Origin of the sequence: Xanthomonas sp. WHRI 10204, from assembly GCF_040202875.1 — a bacterium.
Taxonomy (GTDB): domain Bacteria; phylum Pseudomonadota; class Gammaproteobacteria; order Xanthomonadales; family Xanthomonadaceae; genus Xanthomonas.
Map to the genome: position 1 here is coordinate 87150 of NZ_JBEGDW010000004.1, position 18427 is coordinate 105576.

The 18427-nt window shown below is 65.1% G+C and carries 17 protein-coding genes and 1 other RNA gene; 13 read left to right on the plus strand and 5 right to left on the minus strand.

The window, feature by feature from the left end; all coding sequences use genetic code 11:
* Positions 1 to 40 precede the first annotated feature (40 nt).
* Positions 41 to 703, plus strand: a complete 663-nt coding sequence (locus ABQZ00_RS20565; RefSeq protein ID WP_323538920.1) for a DUF3313 domain-containing protein — start codon at positions 41 to 43, stop codon at positions 701 to 703.
* Between the two features lie 979 nt (positions 704 to 1682).
* On the opposite strand, the gene ABQZ00_RS20570 is transcribed toward ABQZ00_RS20565, so the two are convergent.
* Positions 1683 to 2522 (minus strand): histidine biosynthesis protein HisIE, encoded by an 840-nt coding sequence (locus ABQZ00_RS20570; protein ID WP_323538921.1) that lies wholly within the window; start codon positions 2520 to 2522, stop codon positions 1683 to 1685.
* Between the two features lie 242 nt (positions 2523 to 2764).
* On the opposite strand from ABQZ00_RS20570, the gene ABQZ00_RS20575 reads away from it, so the two are divergent.
* The 9 genes from ABQZ00_RS20575 to ABQZ00_RS20615 all read left to right on the plus strand — a co-directional run bounded on the left by ABQZ00_RS20575 (position 2765) and on the right by ABQZ00_RS20615 (position 11102).
* Positions 2765 to 4201: a Do family serine endopeptidase gene (locus ABQZ00_RS20575; RefSeq protein ID WP_055847292.1), complete on the plus strand. Its 1437-nt coding sequence runs from the start codon at positions 2765 to 2767 to the stop codon at positions 4199 to 4201.
* A gap of 116 nt (positions 4202 to 4317) precedes the next feature.
* Positions 4318 to 4680, plus strand: coding sequence for a hypothetical protein (locus tag ABQZ00_RS20580; RefSeq protein WP_055847289.1), 363 nt, complete (start codon positions 4318 to 4320; stop codon positions 4678 to 4680).
* A gap of 3 nt (positions 4681 to 4683) precedes the next feature.
* The gene (locus tag ABQZ00_RS20585) at positions 4684 to 5169 is read left to right on the plus strand and encodes a phage holin family protein (protein WP_311239107.1); all 486 of its coding nucleotides are present in this window, start codon (positions 4684 to 4686) and stop codon (positions 5167 to 5169) included.
* On the plus strand, positions 5166 to 5549 hold the full coding sequence (locus ABQZ00_RS20590; RefSeq protein ID WP_323538922.1) for a hypothetical protein: 384 nt from the start codon (positions 5166 to 5168) through the stop codon (positions 5547 to 5549). The genes ABQZ00_RS20585 and ABQZ00_RS20590 overlap by 4 nt, the downstream gene beginning before the upstream one ends.
* A gap of 169 nt (positions 5550 to 5718) precedes the next feature.
* On the plus strand, positions 5719 to 6825 hold the full coding sequence (locus ABQZ00_RS20595; RefSeq protein WP_055847280.1) for an AI-2E family transporter: 1107 nt from the start codon (positions 5719 to 5721) through the stop codon (positions 6823 to 6825).
* Positions 6826 to 6925: 100 nt separating this feature from the next.
* Positions 6926 to 7663 carry an HAD family hydrolase gene (locus ABQZ00_RS20600; RefSeq protein ID WP_323538923.1) on the plus strand — a complete coding sequence of 246 codons (738 nt, stop codon included), beginning with the start codon at positions 6926 to 6928 and terminating at the stop codon, positions 7661 to 7663.
* Between the two features lie 38 nt (positions 7664 to 7701).
* Positions 7702 to 9072 carry a leucyl aminopeptidase family protein gene (locus ABQZ00_RS20605; RefSeq protein WP_115554822.1) on the plus strand — a complete coding sequence of 457 codons (1371 nt, stop codon included), beginning with the start codon at positions 7702 to 7704 and terminating at the stop codon, positions 9070 to 9072.
* A gap of 399 nt (positions 9073 to 9471) precedes the next feature.
* Positions 9472 to 10563 carry a catalase family peroxidase gene (locus ABQZ00_RS20610; protein WP_323538924.1) on the plus strand — a complete coding sequence of 364 codons (1092 nt, stop codon included), beginning with the start codon at positions 9472 to 9474 and terminating at the stop codon, positions 10561 to 10563.
* On the plus strand, positions 10560 to 11102 hold the full coding sequence (locus tag ABQZ00_RS20615) for a cytochrome b (RefSeq protein WP_115554825.1): 543 nt from the start codon (positions 10560 to 10562) through the stop codon (positions 11100 to 11102). Before ABQZ00_RS20610 ends, ABQZ00_RS20615 begins: the two co-directional genes overlap by 4 nt.
* A gap of 231 nt (positions 11103 to 11333) precedes the next feature.
* Here ABQZ00_RS20615 and ABQZ00_RS20620 read toward each other — a convergent pair whose 3' ends face one another.
* The 4 genes from ABQZ00_RS20620 to ABQZ00_RS20635 all read right to left on the minus strand — a co-directional run bounded on the left by ABQZ00_RS20620 (position 11334) and on the right by ABQZ00_RS20635 (position 14499).
* Positions 11334 to 12122, minus strand: coding sequence for a ThuA domain-containing protein (locus ABQZ00_RS20620; RefSeq protein WP_104614822.1), 789 nt, complete (start codon positions 12120 to 12122; stop codon positions 11334 to 11336).
* 358 nt (positions 12123 to 12480) lie between these two features.
* A non-coding RNA gene (locus tag ABQZ00_RS20625) (sX9 sRNA) lies at positions 12481 to 12556 on the minus strand.
* A gap of 61 nt (positions 12557 to 12617) precedes the next feature.
* Positions 12618 to 13220 carry a response regulator transcription factor gene (locus tag ABQZ00_RS20630; protein WP_323538925.1) on the minus strand — a complete coding sequence of 201 codons (603 nt, stop codon included), beginning with the start codon at positions 13218 to 13220 and terminating at the stop codon, positions 12618 to 12620.
* A gap of 91 nt (positions 13221 to 13311) precedes the next feature.
* A complete protein-coding gene (locus ABQZ00_RS20635) occupies positions 13312 to 14499 on the minus strand; it encodes a sensor histidine kinase (protein ID WP_323538926.1) in 1188 nt (395 codons plus the stop codon).
* A 435-nt stretch (positions 14500 to 14934) separates the two neighbouring features.
* Here ABQZ00_RS20635 and ABQZ00_RS20640 point away from each other — a divergent pair, with 435 nt between their 5' ends.
* The 3 genes from ABQZ00_RS20640 (at position 14935) to ABQZ00_RS20650 (ending at position 18423) form a co-directional block, all read left to right on the plus strand.
* Positions 14935 to 16179 carry an efflux RND transporter periplasmic adaptor subunit gene (locus ABQZ00_RS20640; RefSeq protein ID WP_323538927.1) on the plus strand — a complete coding sequence of 415 codons (1245 nt, stop codon included), beginning with the start codon at positions 14935 to 14937 and terminating at the stop codon, positions 16177 to 16179.
* Between the two features lie 381 nt (positions 16180 to 16560).
* On the plus strand, positions 16561 to 17250 hold the full coding sequence (locus tag ABQZ00_RS20645) for an ABC transporter ATP-binding protein (RefSeq protein WP_055847251.1): 690 nt from the start codon (positions 16561 to 16563) through the stop codon (positions 17248 to 17250).
* A 12-nt stretch (positions 17251 to 17262) separates the two neighbouring features.
* Positions 17263 to 18423, plus strand: a complete 1161-nt coding sequence (locus tag ABQZ00_RS20650) for an ABC transporter permease (protein ID WP_323538928.1) — start codon at positions 17263 to 17265, stop codon at positions 18421 to 18423.
* Positions 18424 to 18427 lie beyond the last annotated feature (4 nt).

Here is an 18427-nt window from a genome sequence, read left to right on the forward strand (position 1 = left end):
GCTGTTGCCCCATCGTTTAAATCCCTTATAGGCCGTTTTCATGTCCGTTCATTCCTTCGCCCGTTGCTGCACGCTTGCCATTGTCGGCATCACCCTGGTCGGCTGCGCCAGCACCCGTCCCATGCCATATAGCCAATTGCCTTCGTCGAGTTACTTACGCCCGCACGACGGCAGCCGCGGCGACCGTATGCCGTATGCGTATCACAGCGACGTGGAGTGGACGCACTACCGCGCAGCCATCGTTGAGCCGGTCGCCGTTTACCGCGGACCGGATGCGCAGTTCGACAACGTGCCAGAGCAGGACAAGCGCATGTTGGCCGACGTCATGCAGCAGGAATTCGGCAACGCAATCGCGCGGCGCTGGCGCCCGACGACGACGGCCGATCGCGACACCTTGCGCATCCGCATCACTCTGACCGGCGCCAAGCCCAGCAAGCGCGTACTGGGTACCATCATGAAGGTGGATCTGGGCGGCGGTTCGTATAACGCCGTGCAGGCTGCACGCGGCAACGAGGGCGCGTTCTCCGGCTCGGTCAGCTATGCGGTGGAAATTTTCGATGTGCAAAGCGATCGCCTGCTCGCCGCGTATGTCGAGAAGCAATATCCCAGCGCAATGAACATCAAGGCCAGCCTGGGCGCGTATGACGCGGCGAAGGCCGGCATTCGCAAGGGCGCCGAGCAGTTGATTGACGGGATCGAGTAGGTGCGAGACGAAGCCTACGCAGTCCCCTTCTCCCACCGGGAGAAGGTGCCCCACAGGGGCGGATGAGGGTACGTGCGCAGCCTCGTGCAGTTGGAAGCAACACGCAGTTAGAGCAACACGCAGCTGGAACAACGCAAGCTACAGTCGAAACACCTTGACCACTTCGCTGCGTACCCTCACCCCAACCCCTCTCCCGCAGGAGAGGGCTCAAGCGCACGTCCCTTCTCCCACCGGGAGAAGGTGCCCCGCAGGGGCGGATGAGGGTGCGTGCGCAGCCTCGTGCAGTTGGAGCAACACGCAGCTGGAACAACACGAGCTGCAGTCGAAACACCTGGAGCGCTTCGCTGCGTACCCTCACCCCTCTCCCGCAGGAGAGGGGCTCAAGCGCAGTTCCCTTCTCCCACCGGGAGAAGGTGCCCCGAAGGGGCGGATGAGGGTACGTGCGCAGCCTCGTGCAGTTGGAACAACACGCAGCCGGAGCAACGCAAGCTGCAGTCGAAGCATCTGGAGTGCTTCGCTGCCCACCCTCACCCCAACCCCTCTCCCGCAGGAGAGGGGCTCAAGCGCACGTCCCTTCTCCCACCGAGAGAAGGTGCCCCACAGGGGCGGATGAGGGTACGTGCGCAGCCTCGTGCAGTTGGAACAACACGCAGCTGGAACAACGCAAGCTACAGTCGAAACACCTTGACCACTTCGCTGCGTACCCTCACCCCAACCCCTCTCCCGCAGGAGAGGGCTCAAGCGCACGTCCCTTCTCCCACCGGGAGAAGGTGCCCCGAAGGGGCGGATGAGGGTACGTGCACAGCATCGTGCAGTTGGAGCACCACGCAGCTGGAGCAACGCAAACGCATGAAAAAGGCCGACGCTGTACGGCAGCGCCGGCCTCTCTCAATACGTCTCAACGTCTACGTATATCTCAACGTGTAGCGCACATCCGCGCTTCCAGCACGAGCGGCGCCATGCATGACGCCCTCAACCGTCAGCGCGTGACGCGCTTGACGGCCTTCTTGCCGACGGCCTTGCGGGCTGCGGTGGTCTTGGCCACTGCGCGCGTTGCAGGCGTTTTGGTGACCTTGGCCGCCTTCTTCAATGCGGTCTTGGTCACGGCCTTCTTCAACGGGGCCTTTTTCACTGCGGCTTGCTTCGTTGCGGCCTGCTTGGCGAGCGGCGCTTTCTTGGCGATGCCTTTGGCGACCGACTTCTTCAGCGACGCCGATTTGGCCGCGGCCTTCTTCGCGGCCGTGCGCGCGCTCACCGTTGCCACGGCGGTCTTGCGTGCCGCGCTCTTTGCGGCGGTCTTGGCGCTCAGCGCCGCCGCTTCGGCCTTGGCGTTGGCCTTGGCGGTTTCCAGCTTCTGCTTGGTGTTGGCCTTGGTATCGGAGATCTTTTTCTTGGCCGCGGCGCTGGTGCTGCTCAACTTCTGCTTGGCGGCATCTTTGGTCGATGTCAGCTTTTGCTTGGCCGCATCTTTGGTGGAGAGCAGCTTCTGCTTGGCCGCATCCTTGGTCGCCGTCAGCTTGTCTTTTGCAGCGTCCTTGGTCGCGGTGAGCGAGCGCTTGGTCTTGGCCACGCTGCGCTTGACCGCACTGGCCGCCTCGCCAGCCTTGCCGACCACGTTCTTTTCGGCCTTGACCACCGCCTTGCGGGCCTTGGCGACGCGCGTCTTGACCTCCGCCACTGCCACCCCAGCCGCTTCCTGCACGTTGGTCACCGCCTCGCTGGTGGTGCTGGCGATGGTGTCGGTCAGCTCAGTTGCGGTGCTCTTGACGCTGTCGACGGCGTCGGACAGGGTTGCGGTTACACCATTGCCGTTGCTCATAGACCCTCCTTAAGGGCATCAGTTCGATAAATGCGGGCGATGCGCGATGGCATGCGTATGCTGAACAGGCATCGGAACAAGCGGACGCTACGCTCGGCTCGACGGGCTGTCAACGCAATGGCGGCAAGGCATGCGCGGCGCTTTCACCGGCAGTTAAATTGCTGGCTGGCACTCTCGTTCAGCTTGATTTACGTAGCCAGACACCTTATTCCCTTTCCACCGCGTAACCCGGAATCCGTTCCATGCGACCGCTTCCCACCTTGCTGACGCTTTCCCTGGCCGCCGCCTTCGGTGGTTTTGCCGCCACCGGTATCAACGCGTGGCTGGACAATCGCGCCGACGCCGCGCCGGCCGGCGCTACCAACTTCACCCTGCCGGCCGCTGCTGCGCTACCGGCCGCGGTTGCCGGGCAACCGGTGCCTTCGCTGGCACCGATGCTGCAGCAGGCGATGCCGGCGGTGGTCAGCGTCAACACCAAGCAGGTGGTGCGCGTGCGCAACCCCTTCTTCAACGACCCGATCCTGCGCCGGTTGTTCCCGCAGGTTCCGCAGGACCGCATCAACGAATCGCTCGGCTCCGGCGTGATCATCGATGCGCAAAAAGGGTATGTGCTGACCAACCATCACGTCATCGAAAATGCCGACGACGTGCAGGTGACGCTCGGTGACGGGCGCACGGTCAAGGCCGACTTCATCGGCTCCGATGCAGACACCGACATCGCGCTGATCCGCATCAAGGCCGACAACCTTACCGACATCAAACTGGCCGACAGCAATCAGCTGCGCGTGGGCGATTTTGTGGTGGCGATCGGCAACCCGTTTGGCTTCACCCAGACCGTCACCTCCGGCATCGTGTCGGCGGTGGGACGTAGCGGTATTCGCGGGCTCGGCTATCAGAACTTCATCCAGACCGATGCCTCGATCAATCCTGGTAATTCCGGCGGTGCGCTGGTCAATCTGCAAGGCCAGCTGGTCGGCATCAACACCGCCAGCTTCAATCCGCAGGGCAGCATGGCCGGCAATATCGGCCTGGGTCTGGCGATTCCCTCCAACCTCGCGCGCAACGTGGTCGAGCAACTGGTGACCAAGGGCGTGGTGGTGCGCGGCACGCTCGGCCTGGAAACCCAGAACCTTACCCAGCAGATGCTGCAGGGCCTGGGCGTGGATTCGCTGCGCGGTGCGCTGGTGACACGCGTGTTGCCAGGCGCTGCGGCGGCCGCAGCCGGCGTGCAGCCGGGCGACGTGGTCGTGGCTGCCAACGATCAACGCGTGGACAGCGCCGAGGCGCTGCACAACTACGAAGGTCTGCAGGCGGTTGGCAGTGCGGTGACGTTGGACATCCGTCGCGACGGCAAGCCGCTCAAGCTCAAGGCCACCTTGAAGGAGCAGGACCGCGCAGTCACCGGCGACATGCTGGACCCACGGTTGAGCGGCGCCACCTTTGTGGACCTGCCCGAGTCGCTGCGTCAGTCCGGCATTACCGGAGTCATGGTCAGCGAGGTCAAACGTGGCGGGCGCGCCGCGGCCAACGGCCTGGTTTCCGGCGATGTGATCGTGGCCAGCAGTGTGGGCGAATTTGCGGACCTGGCCAGCTGGCGTGCCAATTTCCAGCGCAAACCGCAGCAACTGGTGGTGCGCATCCTGCGTGGCAACGCGCAGTACGACGCGCTCATGCGTTGACGCACTGTGCACTGCACGCGGCTCCCACTAACGCCTCCTACACCCCCCCGATGCTATTGCTACTGCACGACCGCACGTGAGTGGCGGCTGCCATCAATGACCGAAGGAGATATCGCATGAGCCCCACCAATACCGATCAGCTGAAGGAAAACCTGAGCGACGCCGGCACCCACCTGAAGTCGGCCGCCAGCGCCGCCGGTGAAGCCGTCAAGGGCGCCACCAGCGCTGCGGGCGACGAGCTCAAGCTCGGCCGTGCCAACGTCAAGGCCGAGTTGTCCGACACCGCGCTGTCCGGCATGGCGGCTGCGGAATTTGGCGGCGCCGCTGCCAAGGAGCAGATGGACGTGCTGGTTGCCAAGGGCAACGACCTGCTCGACAGCGCCACCGACCTGATCCGCGAGCGTCCGCTGGCCGCATTCGGCGTTGCGTTTGCCGCTGGCTGGGTCATCGCCAAGCTTGCGCGTAGCAACGATAACTAAGTCGTGGTCGATCAGGCTTCTACAGCTGCCGGTTCCGGCGCGCCAGACGCGCGTCCGGAGACGCCGGGACTGGACGAAAGCGTACGCGCGGTCGGCGCTGCCGGCCGCGCAACGCTGGGCTCGGCCCACGAGACCAGCCGCGCCTTGCGCCGGCTGGTCTCGGCCGACCTAAAACTGGCACGCAGTGCATTCGGGCGTGGCCTGGCGTGGGCATGCGTGGCAGTGGTCTTCGGCGCTTCGTCGTGGCTGTTGCTGGCAGGCGCCATCATCGCCTTGCTGCAGCGCGCCGGGTTGTCGTGGTTTCAGGCGATGTTCTTTACTGCATTGGCCAGTCTTCTGGTCACCGGGATCGCGGCATGGCGGGTGTTCTTCTACTTCGATCACACCGGCATGAATGCAACGCGGCGTCAGTTGGTCAAGCTAGGCATCTTCGACGATTCCAGCGATGACGACACGGCCGCAGCGCCTGCCAGTGGAGGCAAGTCATGAAGTTCGGCACCTTGTGTCAGCGCGTGGAACGCGCCGAAATTTTAGTGGAAGGGCGCGCGCAGGAGACGCGCACGCACTGGGGCGAACTGCGCCAGACCTGGCGTGCGGGCTGGTCGCCGGCACGCATCATGATGATCGGCTTCGGGCTGGGCTTTGTGACCGGCCGCAACGAGCCGCAGGCCGCGCTGGGCAGCATCGCCGGCAAGCTGGGCGGCATTCCCAAGATTCTGCAGATGGTCAGCACGATCTCTGCCTTGTTCACGGCCCACCGTGCCCAGGAAGCCTCCGAACAGGCCGAACGTGCCGCCGACAATGCCGAAGAAGTGGCGGCCGAACCGACCGTCACCGTGGTACAGGTGCCCCCCGAGCGCGCCGCCTGATGTTTGAGGTTGTCTGCGGCGCTCATGCGCCGTCACCGCGCATGGTCGAGACCGGCAGCCGCCTGCAAGGGCACTGACACCGCACGCACAGGCCCTGTGCGCGCCGTTGACGCGTTGTGCCGATAATGGCCCATCGCTGGCAGCACGCCAGTCTGCTGCCAGGGCGCGCATGTCTATCTCCGTTGAGTCTTTGGATGCTGCCATTCCGGCAGATCCGCTTCCGCCGCCTCCGGCACCGCGTCCGCGCGCACCGGCCTCGTTGGTAGTGCTGGCAACACTTGCCGTCGGTTACACCTTATGGGCGGCGCAGACGATCATCCTGCCAGTCATGCTGGCGGCATTCTTCGCACTGATCGGCAACCCCATCCTGCGCGGACTGCGCAAGCTGTATATCCCACGCTTTCTCGGTGCCTTGCTGGTGCTCTGCCTGGGCCTGGCCGGCACCGTCACGTTGGCGGCGCAATTGGCTGGGCCTGCCGCCGAATGGGTGCAGCAGGCGCCGCGCCAGATGCGCCAGATCGCACGCGATGTGCGCGATTTCACCAAGCCGGTGATGCAGGCCAACCAGGCTGCGGAAAACTTTGCACGCGCCGCCGGTGGCGAAGGCCAGCGCGGTGTGCAGATCGTGCGCACGCAGATGGACGACCCGTACAAGGCGCTGGTGCGCACACCCAAGCTGGCCGCCTCGGTGCTGGCCGTGGTGCTGCTGACGTTCTTTTTTATGGTCTATGGCGAAAGCCTGCAACGGCACGCGATTGCGTTGTTGCCCAATCGACAGCAACAGCGCTTCACCACCGAGATCATGCTGGACATCGAGCGTGAGGTTTCGCGGTATGTGCTCACCATCAGCGTGATCAATACGCTGGTCGGGCTGGTTTTTGCAGGCATTTTGTACGTGCTGCAAATTCCGCTGCCCGAGGCCTTGCTCTGGGGCACGGTGGTGGCGCTGCTGAATTTCGCGCCTTACGTCGGCCCGCTGATCGGCGTCATGCTGATGCTGTTGATGGGCTTTGTGGAATTCCGCACCCCCTTGTCGGCGATGCTGCCGGCGATCCTGTATCTGGCGCTGCATACCATCGAAGGCCAGGTGGTCACCCCGATCGTGCTGGGCCGGCGCATGGCGATCTCGCCGCTGATGCTGATCCTGGCGCTGATGCTGTTTGGCTGGCTGTGGGGCATGGTGGGCCTGCTGCTCGCGGTGCCGCTGCTGGTCTGCATCAAGATGGTGCTGAGCCGGGTGGAAGGAATGCAGCGCTGGGCACGGCTGCTTGAGTAGCCGGGAATCGGGAATCGGGAGTGGGGAATGGGTAGAGCGCAGCTCCTGCCCTTGCCATTCCCGATTCCCCAATCCCGACGCAAGACCGTAAAATCTTGCGATGAGCTTCCATATCAGCGCCATCACTCTCGACCTCGACGACACGTTGTGGCCCTTCGCACCGATCGGTGCGCGCATCGATCAAGTGCTGTACGACTGGATGCGCGAGCACAGCCCGGTCACCGCCGAGCGGTTTCCGGTGGAGGCGATGCGCGAGCTGCGTGAGCGCAGCTTTGCCGACAACCCGCAGCTGCATCACGACCTCAGTGCGCTGCGTAGGTTGACGCTGGAAATGGCCTTGCGCGAAAGCGGCGGCGATCTGACGCTGGTGGAACCAGCCTACGAAGTGTTCTATGCCGCGCGCAACCAGGTGGAATGCTATCCGGATGCGCTGGACGCACTGGCACGCATCGCCGTGCATGTGCCGGTGGCCGCGCTCAGCAACGGCAATGCCGATCTGCAGCGCATCGGCCTGATGCACCACTTCGCGTTTCAGCTGGGCTCGCGTGAACACGGCAGCGCCAAGCCGGAGGCCAGCATCTTTCTGGCTGCATGCGCGCGTCTGGACGTGCCGCCCGCACAGGTGCTGCATGTAGGCGACCACGTGCGCATGGACGTGCTGGGCGCGCTGGATGCCGGCCTGCGTGCCTGCTGGATCAATCGCGACGGCGCGGAGTGGTCGCATCCAACCCAGCAGCCAGACCTGGAGTTCGACAGCATGACCGGGCTGGCCGACTGGCTGGACGCGCAGCAACCGCACCCGGGCGCCGCGCGCGACGGCATCTGCATTCCCGCCTGAGTTCAACCGACGGCGCACACCGCCATTGAAGGATGTCCATGTCGCACCTCACCGGTTTTACCGATCCCGCCGCCGCCGCGTTGCCGCTGTATGTGCTCGACCGCGAGGGCTTTGCGCGCTGGTGCGCCGAGCAGCCCACGCGAGTGTTGTCCTGGGCACAGGCGCAGCGGTTCGATGCCGCCCCGGGTAGCGTGTTGTTGCTGCCCGGCGAGCAAGGGCTGGCCGGCGCGATCGTGGGCGTGGGCGACCGCGCCGATGCCTATGCCTACGCGCACGCACCGATGGCGCTGCCGCCGGCCAGCCGCTGGACGCTGGCCAACAGCCTGAGCGATGCCGAACTGGCACTGCTGCATCTGGGGTGGGGGCTGGGCGCCTATCGCTTTACGCGGTATCGCAAGGTGCCGCGTGCGCCGGCCGAGTTGGCGGCCACGCCTTCGGCAGCCACGCACGCACTGATCGCGGCATGCCTGCAGGTACGCGACTGGGTCAATACGCCGACCGAAGACATGGGCCCGCAGCAGCTGGAAGATGCCACGCGCGCAGTGGCGCAGGCGCATGGCGCGCAGGTCGAGGCGATCGTGGGCGATGCGTTGCTGGCACAGAACTTCCCCACCATCCATGCGGTCGGCCGCGCCTCGCATCGCGCGCCGCGGCTGATCCAGCTGCAATGGGGCGATGCCGCGCACCCGCATCTGGTGCTGGTCGGCAAAGGCGTGTGCTTCGACACCGGTGGGCTGGATCTCAAGCCTGCCGATGGCATGCGCAATATGAAAAAGGACATGGGCGGCGCGGCGCATGCGCTGGCGCTGGCCGGGCTGGTCATGGCGCAGCAGTTGCCGGTGCGGCTGACGCTGCTGATCGCCGCGGTGGAAAACGCGGTCGGCCCGGATGCGTTCCGCCCGGGCGAGGTCATCACCACGCGCGCCGGGGTCACGGTGGAAGTGGACAACACCGATGCCGAAGGCCGCCTGGTGCTGTGCGATGCGCTCAGTTATGCCACCGAACAACGTCCGGACCTAATCCTGGATTTCGCCACCCTCACCGGTGCCGCGCGCATCGCGCTGGGCCCGGATCTGCCGGCCTTGTTCGCCAACAACGATGCGCTGGCGCAGGCCTGGATCAGCGCCGGCGAGCAGACCCGCGACCCGGTCTGGCGCATGCCGCTGTGGCGCCCGTACCTGCGCTATCTCAACAGCCACGTGGCCGACATGGCCAACGCCGGCTCGCGCATGGCCGGTGCGGTCACCGCCGCGCTGTATCTGGAGCGCTTCGTGGCCCCGGGGCAGCAGTGGGCGCACCTGGACGTCTACGCCTGGAACGACAGCGACCGCCCCGGCCGCCCCGCCGGTGGCGAAGCCCTGGCGCTGCGCTCGGCGTTTGCGATGCTGCAGGGGCGTTACGGCGGCTAGGAGCCGTCGATAGAGCCTGGCGCTTACCGCCAGGCGCGGCGTACCGGAAGTCGGAAGTCGGAAGTCGGAAGTCGCAAGTCGCAAGTCGCAAGTGATGTAGCGCGCTACCTGCGGTTGCTGCACGCCCGACTGCGCGGCGCCGGCCATGGACCGCTCCAGCACCAAGCGCGGTGCAGAACCGTTGTTCGGCTGGCTGGCAGCGACACCGCCATGCAGTGCCAGCACCGCCGCTGCGCATGGGCGATTAGAAGGTTGCCGCCAGCCGGTGCGGCAACGAGATATCACGCGCCGGAGGCAGCCCATTGCGGATGATGTTGTGCAGACGTGCTCGGCCGCAGCGATGAGGCTTGGCCATACGACCGTCGACACGCCGTCCATCGCATCACATCGGAGCCAGCCATGACGTTGCCACCTCCCTCGCCCCAGCGCACGCGCAGCCCCGTGCTGCCGTTGCTGGGCATTGCCGCGATTGCCGGTGGCATCGCCATCGCGTTTGCCTGGACCGCCGGCTGGATCGGTGGCGACCGGCTCACCGCTGCGCGCATGACCGACACCATCGAATCCAGCGGGCCGCCGCATCCTGGCTTTCGCCGCGCGCATAGCAAGGGCGTGTGCGTGAGCGGACAATTCCAGTCCAGCGGCAAGGCGACCTGGGTGTCGTCGGCACGCATCTTCAGCCAGGCCAGCACGCCGGTGCTGGGGCGCATGTCGATCGGCGGTGGCGACCCGCACGGTGCCGATGGCGCGGCGCGCGTGCGCAGCATGGCGCTGTTGTTGCGCAGCGACGACGGGCAGGAATGGCGCACCGCCATGAACAGCTTTCCGTTCTTCGTGGTGGCCACGCCTGCCGGCTTCCAGGCCTTGAATGTGGCCTCCAAGCCGGACCCGGCCACCGGCAAACCGGACCCGGAAAAACTGGCTGCCTTCGGCAAGCAGTATCCGGAGGCCGCCAAGTTTCAGCAGTGGGCCAAGACCGCGCCGTGGTCGGACAGCTGGGCCAATACCCAATACAACGGGGTCAACGCATTCCGCGCGATCGCCAGCGATGGTCGCGAGCGCTACATCCGTTGGTCGATGCGCCCGCATACGCCGTTCAAGGAATTGAGCGCCGAACAGCGCAAACAGGCCGATGGCGATTTTTTGGCCACCGACCTGGACGCGCGCCTGGCGCAGGGCTCACTGCGCTGGGATCTGGTGCTGACCGTGGCCGAGCCGGGCGATCCGGTGGATGACCCCTCGCAGCCCTGGCCGGCCAGTCGCAAACAGATCGTGGCCGGCACGCTGTCGCTGGAGCATGCGCAACCGCAAGCCACCGGCCCCTGCCGCGACCTGAATTACGACCCGTTGATTCTGCCCAAGGGCCTTGCCGCCTCCAACGACCCGATCCTGGCCGCACGCTCGTCGGTGTATTCGCAGTCGTTCAACCGCCGCGAGCATGAGATCGCCAACGGCAAGGGCAGTGACGCTACCGGCCAGGGAGCCCACCAATGAGCCGCCACACACACTTCAACCTGCCCGCGCGCGTGCTGCATTGGCTGATGGCCGCGATGATCCTGACCATGTTGTTTGTCGGCGTGGGCATGGTGGCCTCGGTGACGCAGCGGCCGTGGTTGATCGACCTGCATCGCCCGCTGGGCATCGCGATCCTGATCCTGGCGGTGCTGCGCTTGATCAACCGCCTGCGCCATCGGCCCCCGGCCTTGCCCGCGGATTTGCCTACCTGGCAGAAGGCCGCCGCGATCGCCTCGCATTGGCTGTTGTATGCGTTGATGCTGGGCATGCCGCTGATCGGCTGGGCGATGCTCTCGGCCGGCGGGTATCCGATCGTGCTGTGGCCCGGCGCGAACTTGCCGGCGATCGTCCCGCACGACCCAGCGCTGTACGCGTGGCTACGCAGTGCGCATGGCTGGTTGGCGTATCTGTTGTTCGCCACCGTCGTTGGTCATCTGAGCGCAGCGCTGTTCCATGCATGGGTACGCCGCGATGGCGTGTTTTCCAGCATGGCGCGCGGGGAGCGCTCTGCGCGTTGATGGGTTTGGTTGGGTGTTGGCAGACGTCTTGCACGGAGTGATTTGACTGCGCGGACGTACCCTCACCCCAATCCCTCCCCCGCCGGGAGAGGGGCTTGATCTCCCTTCTCCCGCCGAGAGAGGCTGCCCCGCAGGGGCGCATGAAGGTACGGACGAAGCTTCTGGTCCCCGCCATTTGCAGTGATTTTGCCCCTACTCTCACTCCTCTCCCGCAGGAAGAGGAGTGAGTGCTTAACGCTGGCGTTTTGTTTTGGCCGCTGGCTCTGAGGCTTGGATGCCCTTGCCGGTCGCGGCCCAATAGATGCCGCCGTATAGATGCTCCAGATAGCGTGGGTCGTTGTAGGCCTCGGCCAGATGGCCCAAGGCGGTGGCGAAGACGCGGCCGCCTTCGAAGTGGTGATACCACGCCACCGGGTGCTGTTTGCCCATGCCCTTGGCGACCTGGCCCGGCCAGATCAGCGTGGGGTCGTAGCTGGTTTCATCCACCGTGAGTAGCGTGACCAGATCGTCGCTGTAGGGCGGGTCGTATTCGTACCACTCATCGCTCCACACCCAGCGCTTGGGCAGGCCGGCGGTGGCGGGGAAGTTGGCGTCCACCACATCGACCATCGCGGTTTGCATGTACGGGTGGGTGCGGAACGAGCGGCCGATCAGATGGTCGTACCACTCCCACTCGCCGCGCTTGATCGCAAACGCCTTGTGCACCGCGACCACGCCACCACCATTGCGCACGTATTTTTGGAAGTTGGCGCGCTGGGCCGGATCCAGATCGGTGGCCGGGGTATTGAGCAGCACGATGGCGGCGTATTGCGAGAGATCGCCATCGAAGGCCTTGGCATTCCACGCCCACACCAGCTCGACATACTGCTTGCGTGCCATCGCTTCGAACTGCGGCTTGGCCACCGGGATGTAATCGTGGTGATACTGGTTGGGAATGGCCGCCACCAGAATCTTGAATTGCTCGGCCGACGCGTTGAATGCGCAGATCAGCAGCAAGCCCAACAGCCACACAGATTTCATGCAGTTACTCGCGATGATGACGATCGCTGCGCAGTGTACCTGCGCGGCAACGGCATGCCTTCGCACGCAGTTGGAATAGCTGCTGATCTCTTCGCAGTGCATGGCCGATGCACGCAGTTGCGTATCGAAGCGATTGCAAAGCACGCACGACGTGCAATGTCGCAGTGCGCTTGCTTACAAGATGCCGCACGTGTGCGCAGGCCATGCATGGCTGCAGTAAAACCACCAACCGTTCGCATGAGCTCTGACGATTGAACGCCCTGGCCGCGCCCGCTTTGTGATCAGCGGCGTTCGATTGGCGCAAGCTGAAACGCGTCAGTAGCGATCACACACCGCACCGCCTGCAGGCACTTAGAGCGGCTAACAAAACGTAGCGAGCAGTCGTCAGGTGGGTGTGGACGGCGCGGAGGAACCGGAGTGTACGGGTGGTACATGCCGATTCCGAGCACCGGCCGCGCCCGCCTGGCGGCTGCACAGTAGTTTTGTTAGCTGCTCTTACAACCAGCCTTTCTGCCGCGCCAGTCGATACGCTTCGATGCGATTGGCCACGCCCAACTTGCCGATGCATTCGGACAGGTAATTGCGCACGGTGCCGTGCGAGAGCTGCAACTGTTGCGCGATCTCGCTGGCCGAGCGGCCTTCGCCGGCCAGCCGCAGCACAGTGCGTTCGCGCTCGCTCAACGGATCGGCTTCCACCCAGGCATCCATCGCCAGTTGCGGGTCGATCACCCGGCCGCCGCGATGCACCTGACGCAGCGCGTTGACCAATTGTTCGGCCGGCGCATCCTTGAGCAGATACCCCGCCACGCCGGCATCCAGCGCGCGCCGCAAAAAGCCCGGGCGCGCAAACGTGGTGACGATCATCACCCGCACCGGCAGCGCCTGGCGCTGGATGCGTTGCGCCAGTTCCAGGCCGCTCAACCCGGGCATCTCGATATCGGTGACCAGCACATCCGGCTGCAGCCGCTGCAGCTCGCGCCAGGCGCCCTCGCCATCGCCGGCGCTGCCGACCACCTCGATGTCGTCTTCCAGTCCCAGCAGGGCCACCAAGGCGCCGCGCAGCAGTGCCTGGTCTTCCGCCAACAACACCCGGATCATCGCTCGCGCTCGCATCTGTGCAACGGCTGGGCACCATAGCAGTGCTGACGCACTGCGTGCCACGGCAGCGCTGTGGCAACCAGGGGTGCGCTCAGCGCGATTGCGGCATCAGCGGCACCGGCAATGGCGGACTCGCCGGCTCCAGCACGGGCTGCGGCAACGGCATGCTGGCGCGCAAGCGCATGCCGCGTGGCAACGCCTCTACCTCCAACGTACCGCCCAGGCTCTGCAAGCGTGCGCGCATGCCGTCCAGGCCGTTACCCGGCACGATCACCCCGCCGCGGCCGTCGTCGGTGATTTCCAGCAGCGCCTGTTGCCCGTGTGCACGCAGGCTCACCCGCACCCGCCGTGCCTGCGCGTGACGTTGCACGTTGGTGGCCGCCTCGCGCACCACCAGCGCCAACGCGGTTTCGTGTTCGGGCGGCAGCGGCAGCGCCTCCAACGTGTGCTCCAGCGCGATGCCGTCCATGTCCAGCAACACCTTGGCCGATGCCAGCTCGGCCACCAGCCCGGCGGCGCGGATGCCGGTGACCGCGCGCCGCACCTGCGCCAGTGCGTCGCGCGAGATCTGCGCCACCGCATCGATCTCGCTCCGTGCGGCCTGCGGGTCGCGCTCGATCAGGCGTGCGGCCAGATCGGATTTGAGCGCCACCAGCGACAGGGTATGGCCCAGCAAGTCGTGCAGATCGCGGCCGATGCGTTCGCGTTCGGCGGTGGCGGCCAGGCGGCGGACTTCGTCTTGCGATAACCGCAGCAGCGCGTCCTTGCGTTCGTTGATGCTGTACACCGCGCCGACCGCCGCCATGCCCAGCACCGACACCGGCAACCACACCAGCGACTGCCAGCCCAGCCCGAGCCAACGCGCCCAGCCCAGGTACAGCGCGTTCATCAGCAACAGCATGGCGAAGTGCCGCCACAACGCGTACCGCGTGGACGGGCGCAGACTCAGGCAGGCAAATACGAAGTAGCTGATACCCGAGGCGTATATCGGCAGCAGCGCGGCACTGAGCACGCCCATCGCCCAGGCATAGCGGTACAGGGTGCCGCGCGGTGCCAGCAACATGCGTGCGTACAGCAGCAGGAAGATCGGATAGGACAGCAACGTGCACAGCCACCAGGTGCTGTCGTACCCGCGCGAAGAAAACACCGGCACCACAAACACCCAGGCCGACCACAGCAGGTGCACGGCATCCATCCACGGCGATTGGCCCTGCGCCAGGCGCGCGGCCACTTGCGAATTTGCGGCCGGACGAAGCCAGGCCGGGAGACTCAGGTGCATCGGGATGGATCCGTAGGAGTGAGCGGATTCTGCCACTGCCGGGTTCGCCTGGACGCGCCACGTGGCAGGTCGCGGCGGACGAACGGTCTCATGCATGGGGGTCGCCGCCGCTGGTGGATGGTGTGCGATGTGATGGTGCGGCAGCAGGGACGTCGACGTCGGACTGGCGGAGACAGCGCATGGGGATTTCGGCAATCAGGCAGTGGCGCAAGCGTGGTCGCTTGCCGCCGATGCGCATAGTCGCGCCTGTCATGGCGTGCAGGTGACACCTGTCACTGGTCGATACGGCGGCCTTGGTCGCATGCTGCGCAGCACCTTGCAGTTGCGCCGCACCGGCTGACCGTTGGTCGCCTCGCTGCAGTTGGTGACTTCCGGCAGCTTGCGGCGCGCCCTGCAGGCAGTCACATTCTGCGCAGCCTTCTGTCCTGGTTATCGATGAACACATCCGCCGATCTGCTCAAGCAACTCCGCATCGACCGCCAGCGTCCTGCCACGCCGCCGCCCGTGCGCCGCACCGGCTGGATCATCGCCGCCATCGTCATTGTCATCGTGCTGGCTGCGGCCGCGTGGTGGTTCACCCGCACACCGGTGATCAAGGTGCAGACCGCGCCGGTGGTGGCGATCAGTGCCGGCAGTAGCAGCGCCTCGGTGCTGGACGCCTCGGGCTATGTGGTGGCGCGGCGCATGGCCACGGTGTCGGCGCAGGTCACCGGCAAGGTGCGCGAAGTGATGATCGAAGAAGGCATGCGCGTCGAACAGGGCCAGGTGATGGCCACGCTGGACCCGTTGGATGCCGATGCGCAGCGCACACTGTCTGCATCGCAGGTGTCGGCCGCGCGCAGCCAGGTCGATAACATACAGGCGCAACTGGCCGTAGCAAACACCGATGCCACGCGCCTGCAATCGCTGGTGGGTGCACAACTGGTATCGCGCTCGCAGTACGAACAAGCCACCGCGCAACGCGACGCATTGCGCGCGCAGTTGCAGAACGCACAGCGCAACGTGAAGGTGGCCTCCGATCAACTGGCCATTGCCGGCATCCGCTCGGACTTCAACGTGGTGCGCGCACCGTTTGCCGGTGTGGTCACTGCCAAGGCGGCGCAGCCGGGCGAAATCGTCTCGCCACTGTCTGCCGGTGGTGGCTTCACCCGTACCGGCATCGGCACCATCGTCGATATGGAATCGCTGGAAATCGAAGTGGAAGTCGGCGAGTCCTACATCGGCCGGGTGCAGCCGCAGATGCCGGTGGAAGCGGTACTCAACGCCTACCCGGAATGGAAGATTCCCGGCGAAGTGATCGCCATCATCCCCACCGCCGACCGCGGCAAGGCGACGGTGAAGGTGCGGGTGGCGCTCAAGGTCAAGGACCCGCGCATCGTGCCGGAAATGGGCGTACGGGTGAGTTTTCTGGAACAGGCCAAGCCGCAGGAAGCGGCCAAGCCGCAAGGCGTGCGCGTGCCGGCAGCGGCGTTGGTGGAACGCGACACGCGCACCGTGGCCTTCGTGGTCGGCGAGCGCAATGCGGTCAGCGAGCGCGCCGTCACCACCGGCATGACGATGGGCGAGGATCGCCAGGTGGTCTCGGGGTTGAGTGCCGGCGACAGCGTAGTGGTGAACCCGCCAGCGACCTTGAAGGATGGCGACACCGTGGCCGAAGCAGATGCCGACGCTGCGCAGTAACGGCTGGCCTGGCACGCACAACGCGGGTCCGCGTTATCGCTTGCGGCGCGCGGCATCGATGTTGCCAGCATCACGCTGCATCGGGATGGGCTTGTTGCAATGAAACATCGTCGTTAGAGAGCGGAAGGCGATCCAGCCCATCCGCTTACAGCAGGTGTTATGTGCTGTTTGAGGGGGCCTCAAACGGCATCAAACATGGGGAGTCGCGCGAGTGCGGCACACGGCGATCCGGCTGGCTCGCCTCGCGCATACCGCACAGCACCACGCTGTTGCTTGATCGCTTGATCGCTTCACCGTCGTCGTGCATCGCATCGCCGCTCACACAATCGCAGTTGTTGTGCCGCATCGCTTCCTTATCCCATTGCATCGCCAGGAGTCGCCATGACCGCTCTCGTCAGCTTGCGCAACATCACCAAGACCTATCAACGCGGCCCGGAGCAGGTGCAGGTGCTGCACGGCATCGATCTGGAAATTGCCGCAGGCGATTTCGTCGCGTTGATGGGCCCGTCCGGCTCGGGTAAGACCACCTTGCTCAATCTGATCGGCGGGCTGGACAGCCCCAGCGGTGGCGAGATCGAAATCGAGGGCGAGCGCATCGATCGCATGAGCGGTGGGCAGCTCGCTACCTGGCGCAGTCACCACGTCGGCTTCGTGTTTCAGTTCTACAACCTGATGCCGATGCTCACCGCGCAGAAGAATGTGGAATTACCGCTGCTGCTGACCTCGCTCAATGCCGCGCAGCGCAAACGCAATGCGGAGATCGCCTTGACCCTGGTGGGCCTGCAGGAGCGACGCAGCCACAAGCCCAGTGAATTGTCTGGCGGCCAGCAGCAGCGCGTGGCGATTGCGCGCGCCATCGTGTCCGACCCCACGTTTCTGATCTGCGACGAACCCACCGGCGATCTGGACCGCCACAACGCCGAAGAAATCCTGCGCCTGCTGCAGGAACTCAATCGCGAACACGGCAAGACCATCGTGATGGTCACCCACGACCCCAAGGCCGCCGAGTACGCCACGCACACCATCCATCTGGACAAGGGCGAGCTGGCCGACGCGCCGCTCGCGCTCTAAAGGAGCGCTGCCATGAAGTATTTCTCGCTGGTGTGGGCGCAATTGTTTCGCAGCAAGACACGGACCTTGCTGACGCTGTTGTCGGTGGTGGCTGCGTTCTTATTGTTCGGCATGCTGGATTCGGTGCGTGTGGCGTTTTCCTCCGGCGGCAGCGTCAGCGGGGTGAATCGTCTGGTGGTGGCCTCGCGCTTGTCGATCACCCAATCGCTGCCGATCCGCCTGGAAGCGCAGGTGCGCAGCGTGCCGGGCGTGCGCGATGTGACCTCGGCCATGTGGTTCGGCGGCATCTATCGCGACCCGAAGAATTTCTTTCCCAACTTTTCGGTGGCGCCGAACTTTTTCGACGTCTACAGCGAATACGCGCTTCCCAAAGACCAACTCAAGGCCTTCCAGACCACGCGCACCGGCGCGGTGGTCGGCGAAACCCTGGCCAAGCAATTCGGCTGGAAGATCGGCGACACCATCCCGCTGCAAGCCACTATCTTTCCGCGGGGCGGCAGTAACGATTGGCCGTTGCAACTGGTCGGCATCTATCGGATGAAGGATCGCACCGTGGCGGCCAATCAGGAACGCCAGTTGATGATGAACTGGAAATACTTCGACGAATCCAACGACTACATCAAGAATCAGGTGAGCTGGTTGACGGTGACCCTGAGCAACCCCGACCAGGCCTCGCGCGTGGCGCAGGCCATCGATGCGCTGTCGGCCAACTCCGATCACGAAACCAAGTCGCAAACCGAATCGGCGTTTCAGCAGGCCTTCGTCAAGCAATTCGCCGATATCGGGCTGATCGTCACCTCGATCATGGCCGCGGTGTTTTTCACCCTGTTGCTGCTCACCGGCAACACCATGGCGCAGGCGGTACGCGAGCGCATTCCGGAGTTGGCCACGCTCAAGACGCTGGGCTTTCAGGACCGCACGGTGCTGAGCCTGGTGATGATCGAATCGGTGTTGTTGATCGGCCTGGGCGGGTTGATCGGCATGGGCCTGGCAGCGTTGGTCATCCCGGCGGTATCCGCGCGCAGCGGCGGGCTGATGCCGACCCAGACCGTGCCGCTGCAGACCTGGCTGGTGGCGTTCGGCCTGATGGCCGGCATCGGCATCGTGGTGGGTGTGCTGCCGGCGTTACGCGCGCAGCGCTTGAAGATCGTCGATGCCCTCGCCGGCCGCTGACAGG